17 protein-coding genes are annotated in these 19,897 nt (G+C 60.2%); 6 read left to right on the forward strand and 11 right to left on the reverse strand.

The features are described from left to right. Positions 1-35 precede the first annotated feature (35 nt). The 5 genes from D8U61_RS08200 to aceK all read right to left on the reverse strand — a co-directional run bounded on the left by D8U61_RS08200 (position 36) and on the right by aceK (position 8,452). Positions 36-272, reverse strand: coding sequence for a zf-HC2 domain-containing protein (locus D8U61_RS08200; protein WP_024012036.1), 237 nt, complete (start codon positions 270-272; stop codon positions 36-38). Next, the gene (locus D8U61_RS08205; RefSeq protein WP_125925316.1) at positions 266-877 is read right to left on the reverse strand and encodes a sigma-70 family RNA polymerase sigma factor; all 612 of its coding nucleotides are present in this window, start codon (positions 875-877) and stop codon (positions 266-268) included. Before D8U61_RS08205 ends, D8U61_RS08200 begins: the two co-directional genes overlap by 7 nt. Positions 878-1,012: 135 nt before the next feature. Further along, complete coding sequence (locus D8U61_RS08210; RefSeq protein WP_016771207.1) at positions 1,013-2,134, reverse strand: beta-ketoacyl-ACP synthase III; 1,122 nt, start codon at positions 2,132-2,134, stop codon at positions 1,013-1,015. 452 nt (positions 2,135-2,586) lie between these two features. After that, positions 2,587-6,498 (reverse strand): ATP-dependent RNA helicase HrpA, encoded by a 3,912-nt coding sequence (hrpA, locus tag D8U61_RS08215; RefSeq protein WP_130926733.1) that lies wholly within the window; start codon positions 6,496-6,498, stop codon positions 2,587-2,589. 232 nt (positions 6,499-6,730) lie between these two features. Next, the gene (aceK, locus tag D8U61_RS08220) at positions 6,731-8,452 is read right to left on the reverse strand and encodes a bifunctional isocitrate dehydrogenase kinase/phosphatase (RefSeq protein ID WP_130926734.1); all 1,722 of its coding nucleotides are present in this window, start codon (positions 8,450-8,452) and stop codon (positions 6,731-6,733) included. A gap of 214 nt (positions 8,453-8,666) precedes the next feature. Between aceK and D8U61_RS08225 the strand changes: the two genes are divergently transcribed. Beyond that, a complete protein-coding gene (locus D8U61_RS08225) occupies positions 8,667-9,575 on the forward strand; it encodes a DMT family transporter (RefSeq protein WP_130926735.1) in 909 nt (302 codons plus the stop codon). 111 nt (positions 9,576-9,686) lie between these two features. Here the strand turns inward: D8U61_RS08225 and D8U61_RS08230 are convergent, their stop codons facing one another. Next, complete coding sequence (locus D8U61_RS08230) at positions 9,687-10,550, reverse strand: DMT family transporter (protein ID WP_130926736.1); 864 nt, start codon at positions 10,548-10,550, stop codon at positions 9,687-9,689. Between the two features lie 550 nt (positions 10,551-11,100). Between D8U61_RS08230 and D8U61_RS08235 the strand changes: the two genes are divergently transcribed. Beyond that, positions 11,101-11,523 (forward strand): hypothetical protein, encoded by a 423-nt coding sequence (locus tag D8U61_RS08235; RefSeq protein WP_347237675.1) that lies wholly within the window; start codon positions 11,101-11,103, stop codon positions 11,521-11,523. Between the two features lie 35 nt (positions 11,524-11,558). Continuing rightward, positions 11,559-11,720 (forward strand): hypothetical protein, encoded by a 162-nt coding sequence (locus D8U61_RS27780; protein ID WP_016771212.1) that lies wholly within the window; start codon positions 11,559-11,561, stop codon positions 11,718-11,720. 55 nt (positions 11,721-11,775) lie between these two features. Here D8U61_RS27780 and D8U61_RS08240 read toward each other — a convergent pair whose 3' ends face one another. Together D8U61_RS08240 and cysK are read right to left on the reverse strand one after the other, a co-directional pair. After that, positions 11,776-12,714, reverse strand: a complete 939-nt coding sequence (locus D8U61_RS08240; protein WP_041478836.1) for an aspartyl/asparaginyl beta-hydroxylase domain-containing protein — start codon at positions 12,712-12,714, stop codon at positions 11,776-11,778. Between the two features lie 184 nt (positions 12,715-12,898). After that, positions 12,899-13,873 carry a cysteine synthase A gene (gene cysK / locus D8U61_RS08245; RefSeq protein WP_016771214.1) on the reverse strand — a complete coding sequence of 325 codons (975 nt, stop codon included), beginning with the start codon at positions 13,871-13,873 and terminating at the stop codon, positions 12,899-12,901. Positions 13,874-14,014: 141 nt separating this feature from the next. On the opposite strand from cysK, the gene D8U61_RS08250 reads away from it, so the two are divergent. The 3 genes from D8U61_RS08250 (at position 14,015) to D8U61_RS08260 (ending at position 17,311) form a co-directional block, all read left to right on the forward strand. Further along, positions 14,015-15,091 carry a DUF748 domain-containing protein gene (locus D8U61_RS08250; RefSeq protein WP_122611698.1) on the forward strand — a complete coding sequence of 359 codons (1,077 nt, stop codon included), beginning with the start codon at positions 14,015-14,017 and terminating at the stop codon, positions 15,089-15,091. A 183-nt stretch (positions 15,092-15,274) separates the two neighbouring features. Further along, positions 15,275-16,120, forward strand: coding sequence for a MoxR family ATPase (locus D8U61_RS08255; RefSeq protein ID WP_130926738.1), 846 nt, complete (start codon positions 15,275-15,277; stop codon positions 16,118-16,120). 12 nt (positions 16,121-16,132) lie between these two features. Next, positions 16,133-17,311 carry a VWA domain-containing protein gene (locus tag D8U61_RS08260; protein ID WP_016771218.1) on the forward strand — a complete coding sequence of 393 codons (1,179 nt, stop codon included), beginning with the start codon at positions 16,133-16,135 and terminating at the stop codon, positions 17,309-17,311. A 161-nt stretch (positions 17,312-17,472) separates the two neighbouring features. On the opposite strand, the gene D8U61_RS08265 is transcribed toward D8U61_RS08260, so the two are convergent. From D8U61_RS08265 to D8U61_RS08275, 3 genes are read right to left on the reverse strand one after another with little or no spacing between them, the layout of a single operon-like run. Beyond that, positions 17,473-18,396, reverse strand: coding sequence for a biotin-dependent carboxyltransferase family protein (locus D8U61_RS08265; RefSeq protein WP_130926739.1), 924 nt, complete (start codon positions 18,394-18,396; stop codon positions 17,473-17,475). Then, entirely contained in the window at positions 18,393-19,097 is a 705-nt protein-coding gene (locus D8U61_RS08270) for an allophanate hydrolase subunit 1 (RefSeq protein ID WP_130926740.1), read from the reverse strand. Before D8U61_RS08270 ends, D8U61_RS08265 begins: the two co-directional genes overlap by 4 nt. Beyond that, positions 19,094-19,846 (reverse strand): 5-oxoprolinase subunit PxpA, encoded by a 753-nt coding sequence (locus tag D8U61_RS08275; RefSeq protein ID WP_130926741.1) that lies wholly within the window; start codon positions 19,844-19,846, stop codon positions 19,094-19,096. Before D8U61_RS08275 ends, D8U61_RS08270 begins: the two co-directional genes overlap by 4 nt. Positions 19,847-19,897: the final 51 nt, after the last annotated feature.

Raw genomic sequence — 19,897 nt, forward strand, 5'->3', positions numbered from 1 at the left:
CATCCGTTCGCTGACGCTGCCCCGGGCTGACTCTTTCAAGGACTGTCGTCGCGCCTCTGCGTCGCCAGACGCTCAGCCAAAGCATCCACTCCCTCTTCCGGTTTTTCCGGCAGCGCCTTCAGGGTTGCCTGCATCACGCGCATCTGCCGCATGAAGCGCCGGCAGTTGGGGCAGAACAACAGGTGATGACGCACCATCAGCGTCTCGCGAAAGCTCAGTTGGCCATCGAGATAATCGCTGGATCGTGCCACTTGCTCCTTGCAGGTCAACATTCTCCTGTCTCCTCAAAATGTTCCACGGTCGCGAAGACCTTCAAGCGTGCCCGGTGCAGCAGCACGCGGACATTGGAGAGCGAGATCTCCAGAAGATTACAGATATCTTCCAGCTCCAGCCCCTGGCGTTCGCGCAACAGCAGGACACTGCTCTGCAACTCGGACAGACTCAGCAACGTGTGTTCGAGGCATTCGCGCAGTTCGTTTTCGGTGAGCAGCGCCTCTGGGGTGTCCTGATGCCAGGCAAATGGCGCGACCAGCCAATGACCGTCGCTCGAGGAAAATCGATCGTCACCGATGGTGCCGTGGGGCGATGGCAGGTCGTCGAGCAGGACTTCCCGGCGATTGAGCTTGTAGCGACTCTTGGCCGAATTGGCGGTGATGGTCAGCAACCAGGTCTTGAGGCTGGAACGGCCTTCGAAGCTGGCCAGATGGCGCACCACCGACAGCCAGGCATCCTGCACCACTTCCTCGACATGACGCTGGCCGACAATCGCGTAAGCCACGGCGCGCATGGCGCTCTGATAGGTGGTGACCAGTTCCTTGAAAGCCTTTTGCTCCCCCGCCAGCAAGCGCGTGAGCAGTTGGGTGTCGTCAGCCGCCATCCATCAATCCCCTTGTCCGGACTTCGAAAATGAACGCGGCAGGTGTGCACCTGCCGCGACGTCCGAAAAATTACAGCGTTTCAGCCGCTTCGAATGTAGGAAAGATCGACGCGATTAAGGGGAAATTAACCTGTTTCAGCGCTTGCGCAGCAACACGCTACCGATCGAATAACCAGCACCGAAGGAACTGAGCACCGCCAGCGAACCCGAGGCCAGATCATCCTGGTATTTGTGGAAGGCAATGACCGAACCGGCCGAACTGGTGTTGGCGTAGCTGTCGAGAATCACCGGCGCTTCTTCTTCAGTGGCTTCACGGCCGAGCAGCTTGCGCACGATCAGGTGGTTCATGCTCAGATTGGCCTGGTGCAGCCAGAAACGCTTCACGTCGCCGACGTTGAGCTGATTCTCTTCCAGGTGCTCGCCAATCAGCTCGGCGACCATCGGGCAGACATCCTTGAACACCTTGCGGCCTTCCTGCACGAACAGCTTGTCGCGGGCACCGATGCCTTCTTCCGCCGCTCGGTTGAGGAAGCCGAAGTTGTTGCGGATGTTGTTGGAGAACTTGGTCAGCAGTTTGGTGCTGACCACGTCGAACTGGTACGGGGAGGTCGCCAGATCCGCGCGCTCGATGATCACCGCAGTCGCGGCATCGCCGAAGATGAAGTGGCTGTCGCGATCACGGAAGTTCAGGTGCCCGGTGCAGACCTCCGGGTTGACCATCAGGATCGCCCGCGCCTGGCCCAGTTGCACGCTGTTGGCGGCGGCCTGGATGCCGAAGGTGGCCGAAGAACACGCCACGTTCATGTCGAAACCGAAACCTTCAATGCCCAGCGCTTCCTGGACTTCGATAGCGATGGCCGGGTAGGCGCGTTGCAGGTTGGAGCAGGCGACGATCACGCCGTCGATGTCGGCGGCGGTTTTGCCGGCTCGTTGCAGGGCTTGTTCAGCCGCGCCAACCGCCATCTGGCAGAGCACCGACCATTCGTCGTTGGAACGCTCGGGCAGGCGCGGGGCCATGCGTTGCGGATCGAGGATGCCGTCCTTGTCCATGACAAAGCGGCTCTTGATGCCCGAGGCCTTTTCGATGAACGCGGCGCTGGATTCGGTCAGGGCCTGGACTTCACCGCTGGCAATGGCCTCGGCGTTATCGGCGTTGAACTGGGCGACGTAAGTATTGAAAGACTGCACCAGCTCTTCGTTGGAGATGCTGTTGGCCGGTGTGTACAGGCCGGTGCCGCTGATGACGACGTTATGCATGGTCGTTTCTCTAATCTGTTCAGGCAGAAAGTGCTGGAACCGTCGTACCAACACGCAAAGGGTCTATTCCCATCCGGGGGACGCAAACCTGCATCGTTTTATTCCGCAGCGCGACACGGCCGAAGGCTCTGGGTCGCGAAACGGCGGGTTATGGTGGCGAAGTTTGCCATAAACCCGAGGTTTTGGCGCCTTTCTCCTGCTCAACCCGATCCCTGCAGGAGCGGCCGAAGGCTGCGATCTTTTGATGATCGTTCCCACGCTCCGCGTGGGAATGCAGCCCGTGACGCTCCGCGTCACTGGACGCGGAGCGTCCCCAGAGGCATTCCCACGCAGAGCGTGGGAACGATCGATGAACCGAGGTCGTAGGTTTTGGGGCGGCTTCGCCACCCAACGGGGATAAATCCCCTCGCCACAAAGCCCGCTTCCACAGGGGGATTGTGTATGGCTGCAGGTCAGGGCTCGACCTGGCTCCACTGTTTGCTCAGGCGCTTGTCGGAGATCGGCACTTTGGTGCCCAACTGTTGAGCGAACAGCGACACGCGGTATTCCTCCAGCCACCAGCGGTACAACTCCAGCTGCGGATCGCGCTTGCCTTCCTGCGCATGCTTGGCCGCGCGGGCCTGGTATTGCGCCCACAGGCCAGCGAGTTCGCCGCTCCAGACCCGATCCTTCTGCACCTGCGCACCGAGTTTCTCGAAACGTTGCTCGACCGCTTTCAGGTAACGCGGCAACTCTTTGAGCCACTGCATCGGCGTTTCGCGGACGAAACCCGGATAGACCAGATTGCCGATCTGTTGCTTGATGTCGTTGAGTGCCACCGCTTGCGCCAGATCGATCTTGCCCTTGAAGCGTTTTTGCAGACCGTGCCAGATCTTGAGAATTTCCAGCGTCAGCCGCGCAACCCGCTCGGCGTGCTCGGTCCAGTTGCCGCGTTTGCGTTCGGCCAATGCCGCCAACCCGGCGCCATCACGGGGCAACGGGTCTTCGCCTTCGAGAATGCAGCTGTCGAGGCTGGCCAGCAGAATGTCTTCGACCAGCGCATCGACCCGGCCCAGTTCGCGATACAGCAAGCCCAGTTCAGTCTGCCCCGGCAACTTGCCGCGCAGGAATTTCGCCGGCTCGGCCAGTTGCTGCATCAGCAAGCGCTGCAAGGCGCGACGGTGCTGGAACTCGGCTTCGGCCGGGGTAGAGAAGCGTCCCTCCTTGACCGTGCCGCCCTCTTCCACCAGCGCCGGGTACACCGTCATCGACAACCCGGCGATCTTTTGCTGGGTCTTTTCTGCTACCGGCGCGAAGACTTTCGCCTCAACCGGTTGCTGACTTTTCGCACTCTGCGGCACCGCCAGCGCGGCCTGGCTGGCTTCGGCGAAGCGCGCGGTCAACTCAGCCAGATCGCGGCCTTCGCCAAGGAACTTGCCCTCGCCATCGACGATTTCCAGGTTCATGCGCAGATGGCTCTCAACCTGCTGCGCCGCTTCCGCCCACGCTTCATCGCTGACCCGCGCGCCGGTCATGCGCAGCAGCTCGCGACCGAGCGCTTGCGGCAGCGAACCTTCGGCGAAAGTCATGCGCTGCAACGCGGCCTTGATGAAGTCCGGCACTGGCACGAAGTTCTTGCGCAGGGCTTTCGGCAGGTTGCGCACCAGAGCAATGCACTTGGCCTCGATCAGCCCCGGCACCAGCCATTCCAGACGCTCCGGCGGCAGCATCGGCAGCAGCGGAGCCGGCACGCGCAAGGTCACGCCGTCGCGCGGGTGATTGGGCTCGAAATGATAAGTCAGCGCCAGTTCCAGATCGCCAATGTGCAACGTATCCGGGTAATCACGGGCGGTGACTTCGCTGGCCTCGCGGGCCAACACGTCTTCTTCGCGCATGATCAACAGCTGCGGATCTTTCTGGCTGTTGACCTTGTACCAACTGTCGAAGGTCGCGGTCTGGTGGATCTCCGCCGGCAGACGCGCATCGTAGAAGGCGTAGAGGGTTTCTTCGTCGGCGAGAATATCGCGACGGCGAGCCTTGGCCTCGAGTTCGTCGAGCTGCTCGAGCAGTTTCTGATTGGCACTCAGGCATTTGGCCCGCGACTGAATCTCGCCGCGCACCAGACCTTCGCGGATAAACAGCTCACGCGACACCACCGGATCGACCGGGCCGTAATGCACCGGGCGGCGACCGACCACGATCAGGCCGAACAGGGTGATCTGCTCGTAGGCTACGACCTGGCCGCGCTTCTTCTCCCAATGCGGCTCGAAATGGTTTTTCTTGATCAGGTGCCCGGCCAGCGGTTCGATCCAGTCGGCGTCGATCTTGGCGACCATGCGCGCGTAAAGCTTGGTGGTTTCCACCAGTTCGGCGGTCATCAGCCACTGCGGGCGCTTCTTGCCGATGCCCGACGACGGATGAATCCAGAAGCGCCGCTGCCGCGCGCCGAGGTAATCGCCGTCTTCGGTTTTCTGACCGATCTGGCTGAGCAATCCGACCAGCACCGCTTTGTGCAGCTTCGGATAATCCGCCGGCTCTTTGTTCAGGCTCAGCTGCATGTCGCGGCAGATCAGACTTAACTGACGATGGGAATCACGCCACTCGCGCAAACGCAGGTAATTGAGGAAATTCTTCCGGCACCAATTGCGCAGCGGATTGGCGGTCAGCGCCTGGCGCTGTTCTTCAAAACCACGCCACAGATTGACCAGCCCGGCGAAGTCGGAATCCGGATCCTTCCATTGCGCATGGGCCTGATCCGCCGATTGCTGACGCTCCGGCGGACGCTCGCGCGGGTCCTGAATCGACATGGCGCTGGCGACGATCAGCACTTCCTGCAGACTGCCGAGCTTGGCCGCTTCCAGCAGCATGCGGCCCATGCGTGGGTCGACCGGCAAGCGCGCCAACTGGCGACCGAGTGGTGTCAGTTGACTGTTGCGATCCACCGCCGATAGCTCTTGCAGCAGGTTGAAACCGTCGCTGATCGCCTTGCCGTCCGGCGGCTCGATAAACGGGAACGCGGTGATTTCGCCGAGGCGCAGATGGAGCATCTGCAAAATAACGGCGGCGAGGTTGGTGCGCAGAATTTCCGGATCGGTAAATTCCGGGCGGCCGAGGAAATCCTCTTCGCTGTACAAACGCACGCAGATACCCGGCTCGACCCGCCCGCAGCGACCTTTACGCTGATTGGCGCTGGCCTGGGAAATCGCTTCGATCGGCAAGCGCTGGACCTTGGCGCGGTAGCTGTAGCGGCTGATGCGCGCGGTGCCGCTGTCAATCACATAGCGAATGCCCGGCACGGTCAGCGAGGTCTCGGCGACGTTGGTCGCCAGCACCACGCGGCGGCCCGGATGCGACTGGAAAATCCGCTGCTGTTCAGCCGGCGACAGGCGCGCGTACAGCGGCAGGATTTCGGTGTGTTTGAGCTGGGCCTTGCGCAACATGTCGGCGGCGTCGCGAATCTCGCGCTCGCCGGGCAGGAACACCAGCACATCGCCGGGGCTGCGTCGTTCGCTGCGCTCGTAGGCGGCGATTTCGTCGAGAGTGGCGAGAATCGCCTGATCGACGGTCAGGTCGTCCTCGACCCGGTTGCCCTCTTCGTCCTGCTCCAGGGTCAGCGGCCGGTACCAAGTTTCCACCGGGAAAGTACGACCCGACACTTCGACGATCGGCGCGTCATCGAAGTGCTTGGAGAAGCGCTCCAGATCGATGGTCGCCGACGTGATGATGACCTTGAGGTCGGGACGGCGTGGCAGCAGGGTTTTCAGGTAGCCGAGGAGGAAATCGATGTTGAGGCTGCGTTCGTGTGCTTCGTCGACGATGATCGTGTCATAGCGTTCCAGATAACGATCGTTCTGGGTTTCCGCCAGCAGAATGCCGTCGGTCATCAGTTTGATCAGGGTGTTGGAATCGCTTTGATCTTCGAAACGCACCTGATAGCCGACCAGCGCTCCGAGCGGCGTGCCGAGTTCTTCGGCGACACGGCTGGCAACGCTGCGCGCGGCAATCCGGCGCGGCTGGGTATGGCCGATCAGACCGTGCTGCCCACGACCGATTTCCAGACAGATCTTCGGCAACTGGGTGGTTTTGCCCGAACCGGTTTCGCCGGCGATGATCAGCACCTGATGTTGCTCCAGGGCCTTTTTGATCTCGTCGCGCTTGGCCGCGATCGGCAAACTGTCGTCGTAACGAATCACCGGCAGGCTCGCGCGACGCGCCAGTACCTGATCACAGGACGCCTGCATCCGCGCCACCCACTGGGCCAGTTTGGCCTCGTCGGGTTTCTTGCGCAGCTCAAGCAACTGCCGCCGCAGCCGGTGACGGTCGGCGAGCATGGCGTGATCGAGGTTTTTCAGCAGTTTGTCGATGGAGGGCGATTCGTCGGTCATCGGGTAGGCAATTCGGTCGTCTATTTATGCAGGGGGCGGATTGTCGCAGATTTGCGGCACCGAACACGACTGTGAGGTGCTCTTGTGGCGAGGGGATTTATCCCCGATCGGCTGCGCAGCAGTCGCCGACTGGATATCAACGTCGATCTGAAGCGTCTGAGTTGAATGGTTTTGGGGGTGCTTCGCACCCCATCGGGGATAAATCCCCTCGCCACAATGTATTCAGGGGGATTTATTCGTTATCGCGGCCCTTGCGCCGGTATGGGAAGACGTCGATGACTTTCCCCGCCCGAATCGCCTCCTGCAAGCCCTTCCAGTAATCGGCGTTGTACAACTCGCCGTGCAATTGATCGAACAATTTCCGCTGGCCCGAATCGGCAAACAGGAACGGCGGAAACTCCTCGGGAAACACGTCCAGCGGTCCGATCGAGTACCACGGCTCGGAGGCCATTTCATCCTCCGGCGTGCGCGGTTGCGGGATGTGGCGGAAGTTGGCTTCGGTCAGGAAGCAGATTTCGTCGTAATCGTAAAACACCACGCGCCCGTGACGGGTGACGCCGAAGTTTTTCAGCAGCATGTCGCCGGGAAAAATATTCGCCGCCGCCAGTTGCTTGATCGCCAGACCGTAATCTTCCAGCGCTTCGCGCACTTGCGCGTCGTTGGCGTTTTCCAGATACAGGTTGAGCGGAGTCATCCGCCGCTCGGTCCAGCAGTGGCGGATCAGCACGGTTTCGCCTTCGACCGAAACCGTGGATGGCGCGACCTCTAGCAGTTCTTCGAGGCACGCCGGATCGAACTTGCTCAGCGGAAAACGAAAGTCGGCAAATTCCTGGGTATCGGCCATACGCCCGACCCGATCGACGCTTTTCACCAGACGATACTTTTCGATCACCGTGGCGCGATCGACGTTTTTCGACGGTGAGAAACGGTCCTTGATGATTTTGAATACGGTGTTGAAACCCGGCAGGGTGAACACGCTCATGACCATGCCGCGCACGCCCGGGGCCATGATGAACTGGTCGTCAGTGTTGGCCAGGTGATTGATCAGCGCGCGGTAAAACTCCGACTTGCCGTGCTTGTAGAAGCCGATCGAGGTGTACAGCTCGGCGATGTGCTTGCCCGGCAGAATGCGTCGCAGAAAACCGATGAACTCCGCCGGCACCGGTACATCGACCATGAAATACGAACGGGTGAAAGAGAAGATTATCGACACATCGGCTTCGTCGGTGATCAACGCATCGATCTGAATGCCCCGACCTTCGCGGTGCAACAGCGGAATCACCAACGGCCATTGCTCGTCACGGGTGTAGATGCGTCCGACCAGATACGCGCCCTTGTTGCGGTAGAGCACCGAGGAAAATAGCTCGACGCTCAGCTCCGGGTCCTTGCATACCCAGTCCGGCAGGTTCTCGCGCAATTGCGCTTCGAGCCGCAGCAGGTCGCCAGGCAAATCGGCGTAATCCTCGCTGAAGCGGTAGTCGGAAAAGATACTGGCGAGCATGGCGGACAACTGGCCCTGCGGCTTGTACGTACGGGTTTGCGCGGCGCGGGCCCGGCGCAGGCTCGGGCGCGTGGTGTGGATGAACATGCAGCCGTCGCTGATCAGGTCGTGGCTGAACAGCCCGCAGAAAATCGAGTTGTACCAGGTTTCCGAAAGCTCATCGTCGAATCGCAGGTCGATCACACTGATGTAGGCGCTTTTCACCAGCGGCCAGCAGCTGACGTTCTTCAGGGTTTCTTCGTCGAAATACTCGCGCAGGCGAGCGACGGTTTCGCCAACCTTTTCTTCGTACAGACTGATCCGCGCCGCCGAGGCGACCTGCGCCTCCTGCCAGCGCGCCTGTTCGAAGCGCTCGCGCGCGCCGTCGGTGATGCGGCGGAAATGCTCGCGGTAATCGTCGAAGCCGGCGAGGATCATCCGGGCGATCTCGGTGGCTGGCCATTGCTGCGACATAAATGAAACCTCGGCGGGAAATCGATTCGTTTGAGCTTAGTCACGGAACCGTCCGCAGGAAAAGCGCAATTTCTGCCAAAACCGATACCGGGGCGACCGTTGACGAGGTTTCTCGTGCCGATGCATCGGCAAGCAGAATTAAAAGCCCGAATAGCGGTTGCCATGATCCGGACGCTCGGCAACACTCTCGTCCCGATCAAGGAAGGAGCCCGCCGTGAGCCCTGTCGATATTTTCCGTATGTTGTCGCTGGCCGCTATCTGGGGCGCGAGTTTTCTGTTCATGCGCATCATTGCCCCGGTGATCGGCACGATCCCGACCGGTTTCTTTCGGGTGTCGATCGCGGCGGCCGGGCTGCTGGTGATACTCGGGCTGATGCGCATCAGCTGGGACTTCAAGGGCAAGCTGAAAACCGTGATGCTGCTGGGCGTGATCAACTCGGGGATTCCGGCGACGCTGTATTCGGTGGCGGCGCAAGTATTGCCGGCCGGCTATTCGGCGATCTTCAACGCCACGACGCCGCTGATGGGCGTGTTGATTGGCGGTTTGTTCTTCAGCGAAAAGCTCACGGCGGCCAAGCTCAGCGGTGTGTTCCTCGGCCTGTTCGGCGTCGGCGTGCTGACGCGCGCCGGTCCCGTAGCCTTCGATCTGCAACTGCTGATGGGCGCGGTCGCCTGCCTGCTGGCGACCACTTGTTACGGCTTTGCCGGATTTCTCGCGCGGCGCTGGCTGGATCAGGCCGGTGGGCTGGACAGCCGTTTGTCGGCACTGGGCAGCATGCTCGGGGCGACGTTGTTTTTGCTGCCGCTGTTCGCCTACAGCACCATTACCGCGCCGCCGGTCAACTGGGGCGGCTGGCAGGTCTGGCTATCGCTGCTCGGCTTGGGCCTGGGTTGCACAGCGTTTGCCTACATCATTTATTTCCGCCTGCTCAGCTCGATCGGCCCGGTGAAATCGATGACCGTGACCTTCATGATCCCGCCGTTCGGCGTGTTGTGGGGGGCGTTGTTGCTGGATGAGCCGTTGTCGATGGCGCACATTTATGGCGGGGTGCTGATTGCGGCGGCGTTGTGGCTGGTGTTGAAGCCGGCGGTGGTGAAGCCTGCAAACGCGTCAGTCCGTTAGATTTTCTGCCGCAGATATTCGCGAGCAGTCTCTCCCACAGAAAAATAAATTCCAATGTGGGAGCGAGCCTGCTCGCGAAAGGCGGCGCAACAAGCGCCACCTGCCTATCGGCTATCCGGTTTTACGGAACACAAATACCAATCCAACAATGATCAGCAACATCCCCAGCACACCCAACGCCGCCAGCCGATTGCCGAAAATCAGGTAATCCATCACCGCCGTCACCGCCGGCACCAGATAGAACAGACTGGTGACATTCACCAGATTGCCCCGCGCGATCAGTCGATACAGCAACAGCGTCGCCAGCACTGAAACCACCAGGCCCATCCATAACACCGGGACAATGAAGCCTGCGCTGTGCTCGAAGTGAAACGGCTGGAACGGTACGAACACCCCGCACAGCAACAGCCCGGCCAGGTACTGCACTGGTAGCGTACCCAATGGATTTTCGGTGATGCGCTTTTGCATGATCGAGCCGAGCGTCATGCTCGCCAGCGCCAGCAAACCGAACAGCATGCCGGCCCAGGACATTCCGGCCAGACCGATCCCTTGATAAACCACCATGATCAGCCCGGCCAGACCCAGCGCCAGGCCGAACAGGCGGCTCGCCGAACGCTGCCGTTCCATCAAGACCACGGTGAGGATCGGCTGAACGCCCATGATCGTCGCCATTACCCCCGGCGTGACTTTGCAATCCAGCGCCAGCAGATAAAAGATCTGATAGGCCCCGAGCAACACCAGTCCCGTGGCGATCGCGAACAGCATCGGCTTGCCACCCTTGGGCAGCTTCAATCTCAGCAGCGGCGCCAGCAACACCAGCCCGCACAGGGCGATGGCGAAGCGAATCAGCAGAAAGGCAAAGGGCGAAGCATGGACGAGGCCCCATTTGGAGAAAATCGCCCCGCTGCTCCACAGCAGAACGAACAGGCTCGTGGACGTCGCCGCGAGCGCGGATTGTTTCGAAAGGACAAACATGAATACCACCTGTAGTCAGGCAAGAAGCCAACTCAGCCGAAGCTGAAATTCAGTAGGTTGTTCTGGCGGGCGCAGGGGTCAGCAGAAACTGCCGATCAACCCCGCACACCAACGCCCGGCGGCGAAACGACTGCGCACACCGGCGTGCTACTGACAGGTGGAGGGTAATGACTGATCTGCACAGGCTGCCGATTCCCGCACGGCACGACGCCAGCGTTGACCGCTGAATCGACTACCGCGTTGATGAGGGATGCAGGCATGAATGCTGATCTTTAGTGAGGAAATGAACGCGCGAGCCAGGCGGCTCGCGGGCTGACTATAACCAGCCCGGGACACAGATTGCAATGACTTGGGCAATGGGCCGGTAGCGACAGTCTGGCGCCGGGTGGTTAGGGTTATTGGCGTGGCAACGGATTGTCAGGAGACATGGAATGCAAGAGATCACATGCCAAGGGAACGGACGTATTTGCGGTATCAGGTTTATCGGTCAGAGGCGAGGAAGCGGGCGGGTGTTGCGACTGCGCAGATGCGATGCATTTCGGGAGCCGACATGTCTGAAGTCCGCTTTGAGCCTATTGATGCTGAAGCACTCGCAGTTTATCAGTCTTGGGACGACCCGATTTTCTCGTGGGAAGATGTCGTCGTCTGGAAAGCTCGAGAACCTCTGTCTCTGGATATCGCAATCTGGTTTGAACAAGAGCTCTGCGGGCTATGCTTCGCAAATCCCAACAATAGCCGCCAGCGGATTCGCATCGTGCGACTGGAGGGCAAACCCGGAAAGGCTCACCCGCTGAAAAACCGGATAGCCGCTTTGGCATTGCTCGCCATCGACGAATTCGCCCGAATTATTGGCAGCCAAGTCATCGAAGTTCAGGAACCTATGCCGGGAGCCATTCCGGTTTTTCAACAACTCGGCTTCACATTTGATGTGCAAGGTCGCCTTGTTCTACCAGTGGAGAGTGAAGTATCGTGACATCTGTTCATTTATTGACCAGCGAGGGAGGGAGTATGCGCAAAGTCGTAAGAAAATCCCCAAGCAAGAAGGAATTGCGCGAGCCGGTGGAAAAGCTTGATCGACTGGAGTTATCCGCGAATCAGCGCCGTTTTCTGCAGGTCCTTGAAAACGGAACCGACGTGACCGAGCCCAACCTGCTCGCCGGCCGTCCTTGAACCCATCAATAAAAAACCGCTCCCGAAGAGCGGTTTTCTATTGTCTGTTCCAGCCTCAACCAAACAACCAATACCCCAGCAACGTCAGCACCAGCACCGCCAGCACCGGGCGCATTACACGGTAGGCCTTGGGATGGCGGCGCTTCCACTGCTTGACCACGCCGCTGAAACGGTCGCTGAAATTCTTGCTCCAGGCATAAGCCTGGTTGATGCCGCCAACGCGTTCGTCGTCCAGATTCTGCGGCGCGGTGGCGCGGCCGAGCCAGCCGCTGATGAAGCGGTTGATCCGGGTCATCAGGCGGTTGCTCAGCGGGCGTTCGATGTCACAGAACAGAATCACTCGAGTCTGAGCGGTTTCATTCTTGACCCAGTGCACGTAGGTCTCGTCGAACATCACGTCATCGCCGTCGCGCCAGGCATAGACCTGACCGTCGACGAAGATCCGGCAATCGTCGGAGTTGGGTGTCGACAGGCCGAGGTGATAACGCAGGGAGCCGGCGAACGGGTCACGGTGCGGATTGAGGTGACTGCCGCCCGGCAGCAGCGCGAACATCGCGCCCTTGACGTTGGGTATGGCACTGACCAGCGCCACGGTTTTCGGGCAAAGAGCTTCGGCCGATGGCAGCGGTTTGTCGTACCACTTCAGATAGAACCGCTTCCAGCCCTTCTTGAAGAACGAACCGAAACCCGCATCGTTGTTCTTCTCGGCGGCGCGAATGTAGCCTTCGTCGAACAAGTGCATGGCTTCGTCGCGAATGGTTTCCCAGTTGTCGCGCAGTACATCCAGCTCCGGAAACTTGCTGCGATCCAGATACGGTCTGGATGGCACTGCGGAAAACAGGTACATCAACGCGTTGTACGGAGCAAACAGTGCGGAGTGGTTGACGAACTGGCGCAATACCGGCAAACGCGCCTTGCCGCGCAAATGCACATAGAGCGTGCTGCCCAGGAACAGCAACAGCACAAACGCCTTGGCGGCAAACGAAACGGTCATCAACGACTCCTTGAATAAAGACAACGCTGCGCAATGCCCTTTTCCCGGCATGGCAGCCGGCCATGATAAACACTACCGGCTCCGGGAAAAACCCGCCTGACACAAGATTCAGTGTTAAGCATTACGCAACAAAGCCTTTATTAACATGCAGCGCCTGAACCTTGGCTGACTTGAATCAACAGGCTTACTGCTGGTTCTCCTGCTCGGTGAACAGGTCACTGAACAGCATGCTCGACAGATAACGCTCGCCCGAATCCGGCAGCACCACGACGATGGTTTTGCCCTGCATCTCTGGTTTCTCCGCCAGACGCACCGCCACCGCCATGGCAGCACCGCAGGAAATCCCGCACAAAATCCCCTCTTCCTGCATCAGGCGCAAAGCCATGGCCTTGGATTCTTCATCGGTCACCTGTTCGACGCGATCGACCATCGACAGATCAAGATTCTTCGGCACAAAACCGGCGCCAATGCCCTGAATCTTGTGCGGGCTCGGCTTGATCTCGGCACCGGCCAACGCTTGCGTAATCACTGGCGAAGACGCCGGCTCGACGGCCACCGACAGAATCGGTTTCCCGGCGGTGTTCTTGATATACCGCGAGACACCAGTAATGGTTCCACCGGTACCTACGCCAGCCACCAGCACATCCACGGCGCCGTCGGTGTCGTTCCAGATTTCCGGGCCGGTGGTCTTCTCATGAATCGCCGGGTTGGCCGGGTTATCGAACTGCGCCGGCATGAAGTATTTGTCGGCATCGCTGGCGACGATTTCCGCAGCTTTCTCGATGGCGCCCTTCATGCCCTTGGCCGGCTCGGTCAATACCAGTTCCGCGCCCAAGGCTTTCAGAACCTTGCGGCGCTCGATGCTCATCGACGCCGGCATGGTCAGCATCAATTTATAGCCACGCGCAGCGGCAACGAAGGCCAGACCGATACCGGTATTACCGGAAGTCGGCTCGACAATGGTCATGCCCGGCTTGAGTCTGCCGCTGCTTTCGGCGTCCCAGATCATGTTGGCGCCGATTCGGCATTTGACCGAGTAACCGGGGTTGCGCCCCTCGATCTTGGCGAGGATGGTGACCCCGCGCGGCGCGATGCGGTTGATCTGGACCAGCGGCGTATTACCGATGGAATGGGCGTTGTCAGCGTAAATACGGCTCATGGCTGGGTCCTTATGCAGCGTTGAATTCAGCCTTCCAAGGTAAGCCCGTTGCCGATCACAGTCCAGTCGGGTCGAACGTCTGCAAACGCGCGGAGTCAATCGCATTGAATCGTCAAGCCACACTCTTGAAGGAACAATGGCATGAAACGTCGTTACAGCTGGCCGCTCTGGACCCTGACGGGTGTCGTGGTGCTGCTGGTCGCCCTGCATTTCGCCCTGCCCTATCTGGTACGCGACTACCTCAATGACAAGCTCGCGGACATGGGCGATTACCGCGGCCAGATCACCGATGTCGACCTCGCGCTGTGGCGCGGCGCATACAAAATCAACGGTCTGAAGATCGTCAAGGTCGATGGCAAAGTACCGGTGCCGTTCGTCGATGCGCCGTTGATCGACCTGTCGGTAAGCTGGCATTCGTTGTGGTACGACCATGCCGTGGTCGCGCAGGTGCAATTCCTCAACCCCGAAATCAACTTCGTCGACGGCGGCCCCAACAAGCAGAACTCGCAGACCGGTCAGGGCACCGACTGGCGTGAGCAGTTGGGCAAGCTGCTGCCGATCACCCTCGATGAGGTGCAGATCAACGACGGCCGTATCACCTTCCGCAACTTCAATTCCAAGCCGCCGGTGAACATGAATGCCAGCAACGTCAACGCCAGCATCTACAACCTGACCAATGTGGTCGACAAGGAAGGCAAACGCGACGCCCGCTTTGAAGGCAAGGCTTTGCTGCTGGGCCACGCGCCGCTCGAAACCACCGCCACCTTCGATCCACTGAGCAACTTCGAAGACTTTGAATTCCGTCTGCGCGCCCGTGACATCGAGCTCAAACGCATGAACGACTTCGCCGCCGCCTACGGCAAGTTCGACTTCAACGCCGGTCACGGCGACGTGGTTATCGAAGCGAAGGCAGAGAAAGCCCGGCTCACCGGCTACATCAAACCCCTGCTGCGCGACGTCGACGTATTCAACTGGCAGCAGGACGTCGAGAACAAGAACAAAGGCCTGTTCCGCTCAATCTGGGAAGCGCTGGTCGGCGGCACCGAGACCGTGCTGAAAAACCAGAACAAAAACCAGTTCGCCACCCGCGTTGAACTCAGCGGCAATGTTCACCAGCAGAACGTCAACGCCTTTGAAGCGTTTTTGCAGATTTTGCGCAATGGCTTCATCCAGGCATTCAATGCGCGGTACGAACGGCCGAAGCCAGATGAGGGTTAAGTTTTGCCGTTGACAAAATATTCGGCCACCCGCCGAGACTGAGTCAACATGTGACGCTCCATTCAGAGACTGAATAAGCCGTCTGCGTTCACAGTCGACCGGCGTGCGCGTTATAGTCGGGCATCCGATTATTTCGCCCCCGCCCTGCCCGTCAGGTCGGCGTTACCGTTCGAGGATTAGCAGATGAAGTTCGAAGGCACCCAGGCCTACGTCGCCACCGATGACCTGAAGCTGGCGGTCAACGCCGCCATCACCCTGGAACGGCCGCTGCTGGTCAAGGGTGAACCGGGCACCGGCAAGACCATGCTCGCCGAGCAACTGGCCGAGTCGTTCGGTGCCAAGCTGATCACCTGGCACATCAAATCCACCACCAAGGCCCATCAGGGTCTGTACGAGTACGACGCGGTCAGCCGTTTGCGCGACTCGCAGCTGGGCAATGAAAAAGTCCACGACGTGCGCAATTACCTGAAGAAAGGCAAGCTCTGGGAAGCCTTCGAGTCCGAGGAGCGGGTGATTCTGCTGATCGACGAAATCGACAAGGCCGACATCGAGTTCCCCAACGACCTGTTGCAAGAACTCGACAAGATGGAGTTCTACGTTTACGAGATCGACGAGACCATCAAGGCCAAGAAGCGCCCGATCATCATCATTACTTCCAACAACGAAAAAGAACTGCCGGACGCCTTCCTGCGCCGCTGCTTCTTCCACTACATCGCTTTCCCCGACCGCACTACCCTGCAGAAAATCGTCGACGTGCACTACCCGGACATCAAAAAGGATCTGATCAGCGAAGCGCTCGATGTGTTCTTCGACGTGCGCAAGGTACCGGGCCTGAAGAAAAAGCCTTCGACGTCCGAGCTGGTCGACTGGCTGAAACTGCTGATGGCCGACAACATCGGCGAAGCGGTGCTGCGCGAGCGCGATCCGACCAAGGCCATCCCGCCACTGGCTGGCGCGCTGGTGAAGAACGAACAGGACGTGCAACTGCTTGAGCGCCTGGCGTTCATGAGCCGGCGCGGCACCCGCTAAGAGGCTGCTGCCATGTTGCTCAACCTGTTCAACGAAATGCGCGCAGCCAAAGTACCGGTGTCGGTGCGCGAGCTGCTCGACCTGATCAACGCGCTGAAACAGCGCGTGACCTTCGCCGACATGGACGAGTTCTATTACTTGTCGCGGGCGATTCTGGTGAAGGACGAGCGCCATTTCGACAAGTTCGACCGCGCGTTCGGTGCCTACTTCAATGGCCTGGAGAAACTCGACGACCACTTGCAGGCGCTGATTCCCGAAGACTGGCTGCGCAAGGAATTCGAGCGCTCGCTGAGCGACGAAGAACGCGCGCAGATCCAGTCCCTTGGCGGGCTGGACAAACTCATCGAAGAGTTCAAGAAGCGTCTGGAAGAACAGAAGGAACGCCACGCCGGCGGCAACAAATGGATCGGCACCGGCGGCACCAGCCCGTTCGGCTCCGGCGGTTTCAACCCGGAAGGCATCCGGGTTGGCGACGCCGGCAAGCGTCAGGGCAAAGCGGTCAAGGTCTGGGATCAGCGCGAGTACAAGAACCTCGACGATTCGGTGGAACTGGGCACACGCAATATCAAGGTCGCCCTGCGTCGTCTGCGCAAGTTCGCTCGCCAGGGTGCGGCGGAAGAACTCGACATCGACGGCACCATCGACCACACCGCCAAGGACGCCGGCCTGCTGAATATCCAGATGCGCCCGGAACGGCGCAACACGGTGAAGCTGCTGCTGTTGTTCGACATCGGCGGCTCGATGGACGCGCACGTGAAGATCTGTGAGGAATTGTTCTCGGCCTGCAAGACCGAGTTCAAGCACCTCGAGTACTTCTACTTCCACAACTTCATTTATGAATCAGTGTGGAAGAACAACATGCGCCGCACTTCCGAGCGCACCTCGACCCAGGATCTGCTGCATAAATACGGCGCCGACTACAAAGTGATCTTCATTGGTGACGCCGCCATGGCGCCGTACGAAATCACCCAGGCCGGTGGCAGCGTCGAGCACTGGAACGAAGAGCCGGGTTACGTGTGGATGCAGCGCTTCATGGAGAAATACAAGAAGCTCATCTGGATCAACCCGTATCCGAAGGACACGTGGGGCTATACCTCGTCGACCAACATCGTCCGCGATCTGATCGAGGATCAGATGTATCCGCTGACGCTGCGCGGGCTTGAGGAAGGGATGCGGTTTCTTTCCAAATGACGACCTGATCGTTCCCATGCTCCGCGTGGGAATGCATCAAGTCACGCTCTGCGTCACAGGGACGCGGAGCGTCCCTGTGACGCAGAGCGTCCCGGGCGGCATTCCCACGCGGAGCGTGGGAACGATCAACATCTGTGGGAGCGAGCCTGCTCGCGAAGCTTTTAGCGATCTTTGAAGCGCTGCAAATACTCGACATGCTCGCGGTGCGCGACGTCCTGCACCACCGGCCTTAACCTCACCTTCGCTCCCGGCAGGCATTGCGCCAATTGTGCCAGTGCCAGCGGCGTCAACGCGCCCAAGCGCGGATAGCCACCAATGGTCTGGCGATCGTTGAGCAACACAATCGGCTGCCCGTCCGGCGGCACCTGCACTGCCCCCAACGGAATCCCCTCGGAGATCATCGGCGCGCCCTGATATTGCAACGCCGCGCCGAGCAGGCGGATGCCCATGCGGTCGGCGCGACTGTCGATGGTCCAGGCGCTGTTGAAGACATCGAACAGGCTCTGCCCGCTGAACTGGCCGATCTGTGCGCCGAGCACCAAGTCCAAAGGCGCGTGCATTTTGAAATCCGGCCGCAGCGCTGAAGGCATTTCCCGCGTCGCCAACGCTTCGCCGCTGTAACCGAGCGCCGCCCCTTTGGCGAGCGGAACGCCCATGCCATCAAGTCCGCCCAATTCTTCGCGCAGCACCGTGGCACTGCTGCCCAGCACCTTAGGCGCAGTAAACCCACCGGGCGCGGCCAGATATGCCCGTGCGCCGAGCAAAGGCTGGGTGAAGCGCAATATCTGCCCTTTCGCCAACCGGAAACTGCGCCACGGCGCCAGCGGCTGGCCGTCGATCTGCGCACCGAGATCCGCTCCTGCCAGCGCCAGCAGGCAATCCTCCTCAGCCACCACAGCAAAGCCGCCGAGGGTGATTTCAACCACCGCCGCATCCAGTTCATTACCCAACAGCCAATTGGCCCAGCTCATCGAACACCAGTCCGCCGCGCCGCCCTGGGTCACGCCCAGATGTCGCACGCCAAACCGCCCGGCGTCCTGCAACAGGCACAGCGGCGTGCTGGCTTCGATCATCAATCGACTCATGCCAGCGCCTCCAGTGGGGTGTCATCGCCGCCCAGACGAATGAATTCGGCGTGGTCGACCACTTCGAAGCGCACCGTGTCGCCGGGTTGCATCAGGCTGTAGCCGTCGCGATGGCGATCGAAGAGTTTCGCCGGGGTGCGCCCGATCAAGTTCCAGCCACCGGGTGAGACCACCGGATACGCTGCGGTCTGCCGCTCGGCGATACCGACGCTGCCGGCGGCGACTTTCTTGCGCGGTGTGTTCAAGCGCGGCGCGGCGAGCATTTCTTCGACCAGGCCCATGAAGGCAAAACCCGGCGCAAAGCCAAGGGCGAACACCTGATATTCCCGTGCGCTGTGGCGACGAATCACCTCCTTCACCGCCAGCCCGCTGCGTTCGGCCAACAGGCTCAGTTCCGGGCCGACACTCAAGTCGTACCAGACCGGCAAGACGTGGCACTGCCCGGCACTGCGCGCATTCGGCGCCAGATCGACCAGCGCTGCGGCGATCAATTCGCGCGCCTGCGCCGGACTCAACAGCGTCAGATCGTAATGCACCATCAACGTCGTATAGGACGGCACCAGATCGATCAGTTGTGCACCAAACGCCGTGCGCAAGCGCTCGCTGGCGGCGAGCATCCACGGCATGTTGACTTCGGCGATGTCATCGAACAGACGCAGCATCAGGCAATCGAGCGCCACCACTTCAACCCGTGGATTCATGACGCACTCGACTGCTGCAAGGCCTGACGAATACGCCGCACGGCGGCCACGGAACTGGCGTTGTCGCCGTGGACGCACAAGGTGTTGGCGCGCAGGATCAAGGCGCTGCCATCGCTGGCGCTGAGTTCGCCGCCACGGGCGATGGTCAACGCTTGCTCGATGATTTTTTCGGCATCGTGATGCACTGCGTCCGGCAGTTGCCGTGAGACCAGCCGGCCGGCGCTGTCGTAGGCACGGTCGGCAAAAGCTTCGAACCACAGGGTTACGCCGTATTCATCGCCGATCTGCTGCGCGGCAGCGTTGTCGCGTGTTGCCATCAACATCAGCGGCAGGCTGCGGTCATACGCGGCCACGGCCTGCACCACCGCGCGCAACTGCGCCGGGTTGGCCATCATGTCGTTGTACATCGCGCCGTGGGGTTTGACGTAACTCACACGCCCGCCCTGCGCCTTGCAGATGCCGTCGAGGGCGCCGATCTGGTAATGCAGGATGTCCTGCAGCTCTTGCGCGGAATACGCCATGGAGCGTCGGCCGAATCCGACCAGATCCTGATAGGCCGGGTGCGCGCCAATCTGCACGCCGTGTTCGAGGGCCAGCGCCACGGTTTTGCGCATGATGCTCGGGTCGCCGGCATGGAAACCACAGGCAACGTTGGCGCAATCGATGAAGGGCATGACTTCGGCGTCCAGACCCATGGTCCAGCTGCCGAAGCTCTCGCCAATGTCGCAATTCAATAGCAGGCGGCTCACGGTGAACACTCCTGTAGCTGCTGGTCTTTTTATCTGTAGGAGACTTCTGCG

It is taken from the genome of Pseudomonas sp. Sample_14, assembly GCF_004307515.1.
Taxonomy (GTDB): domain Bacteria; phylum Pseudomonadota; class Gammaproteobacteria; order Pseudomonadales; family Pseudomonadaceae; genus Aquipseudomonas; species Aquipseudomonas atacamensis.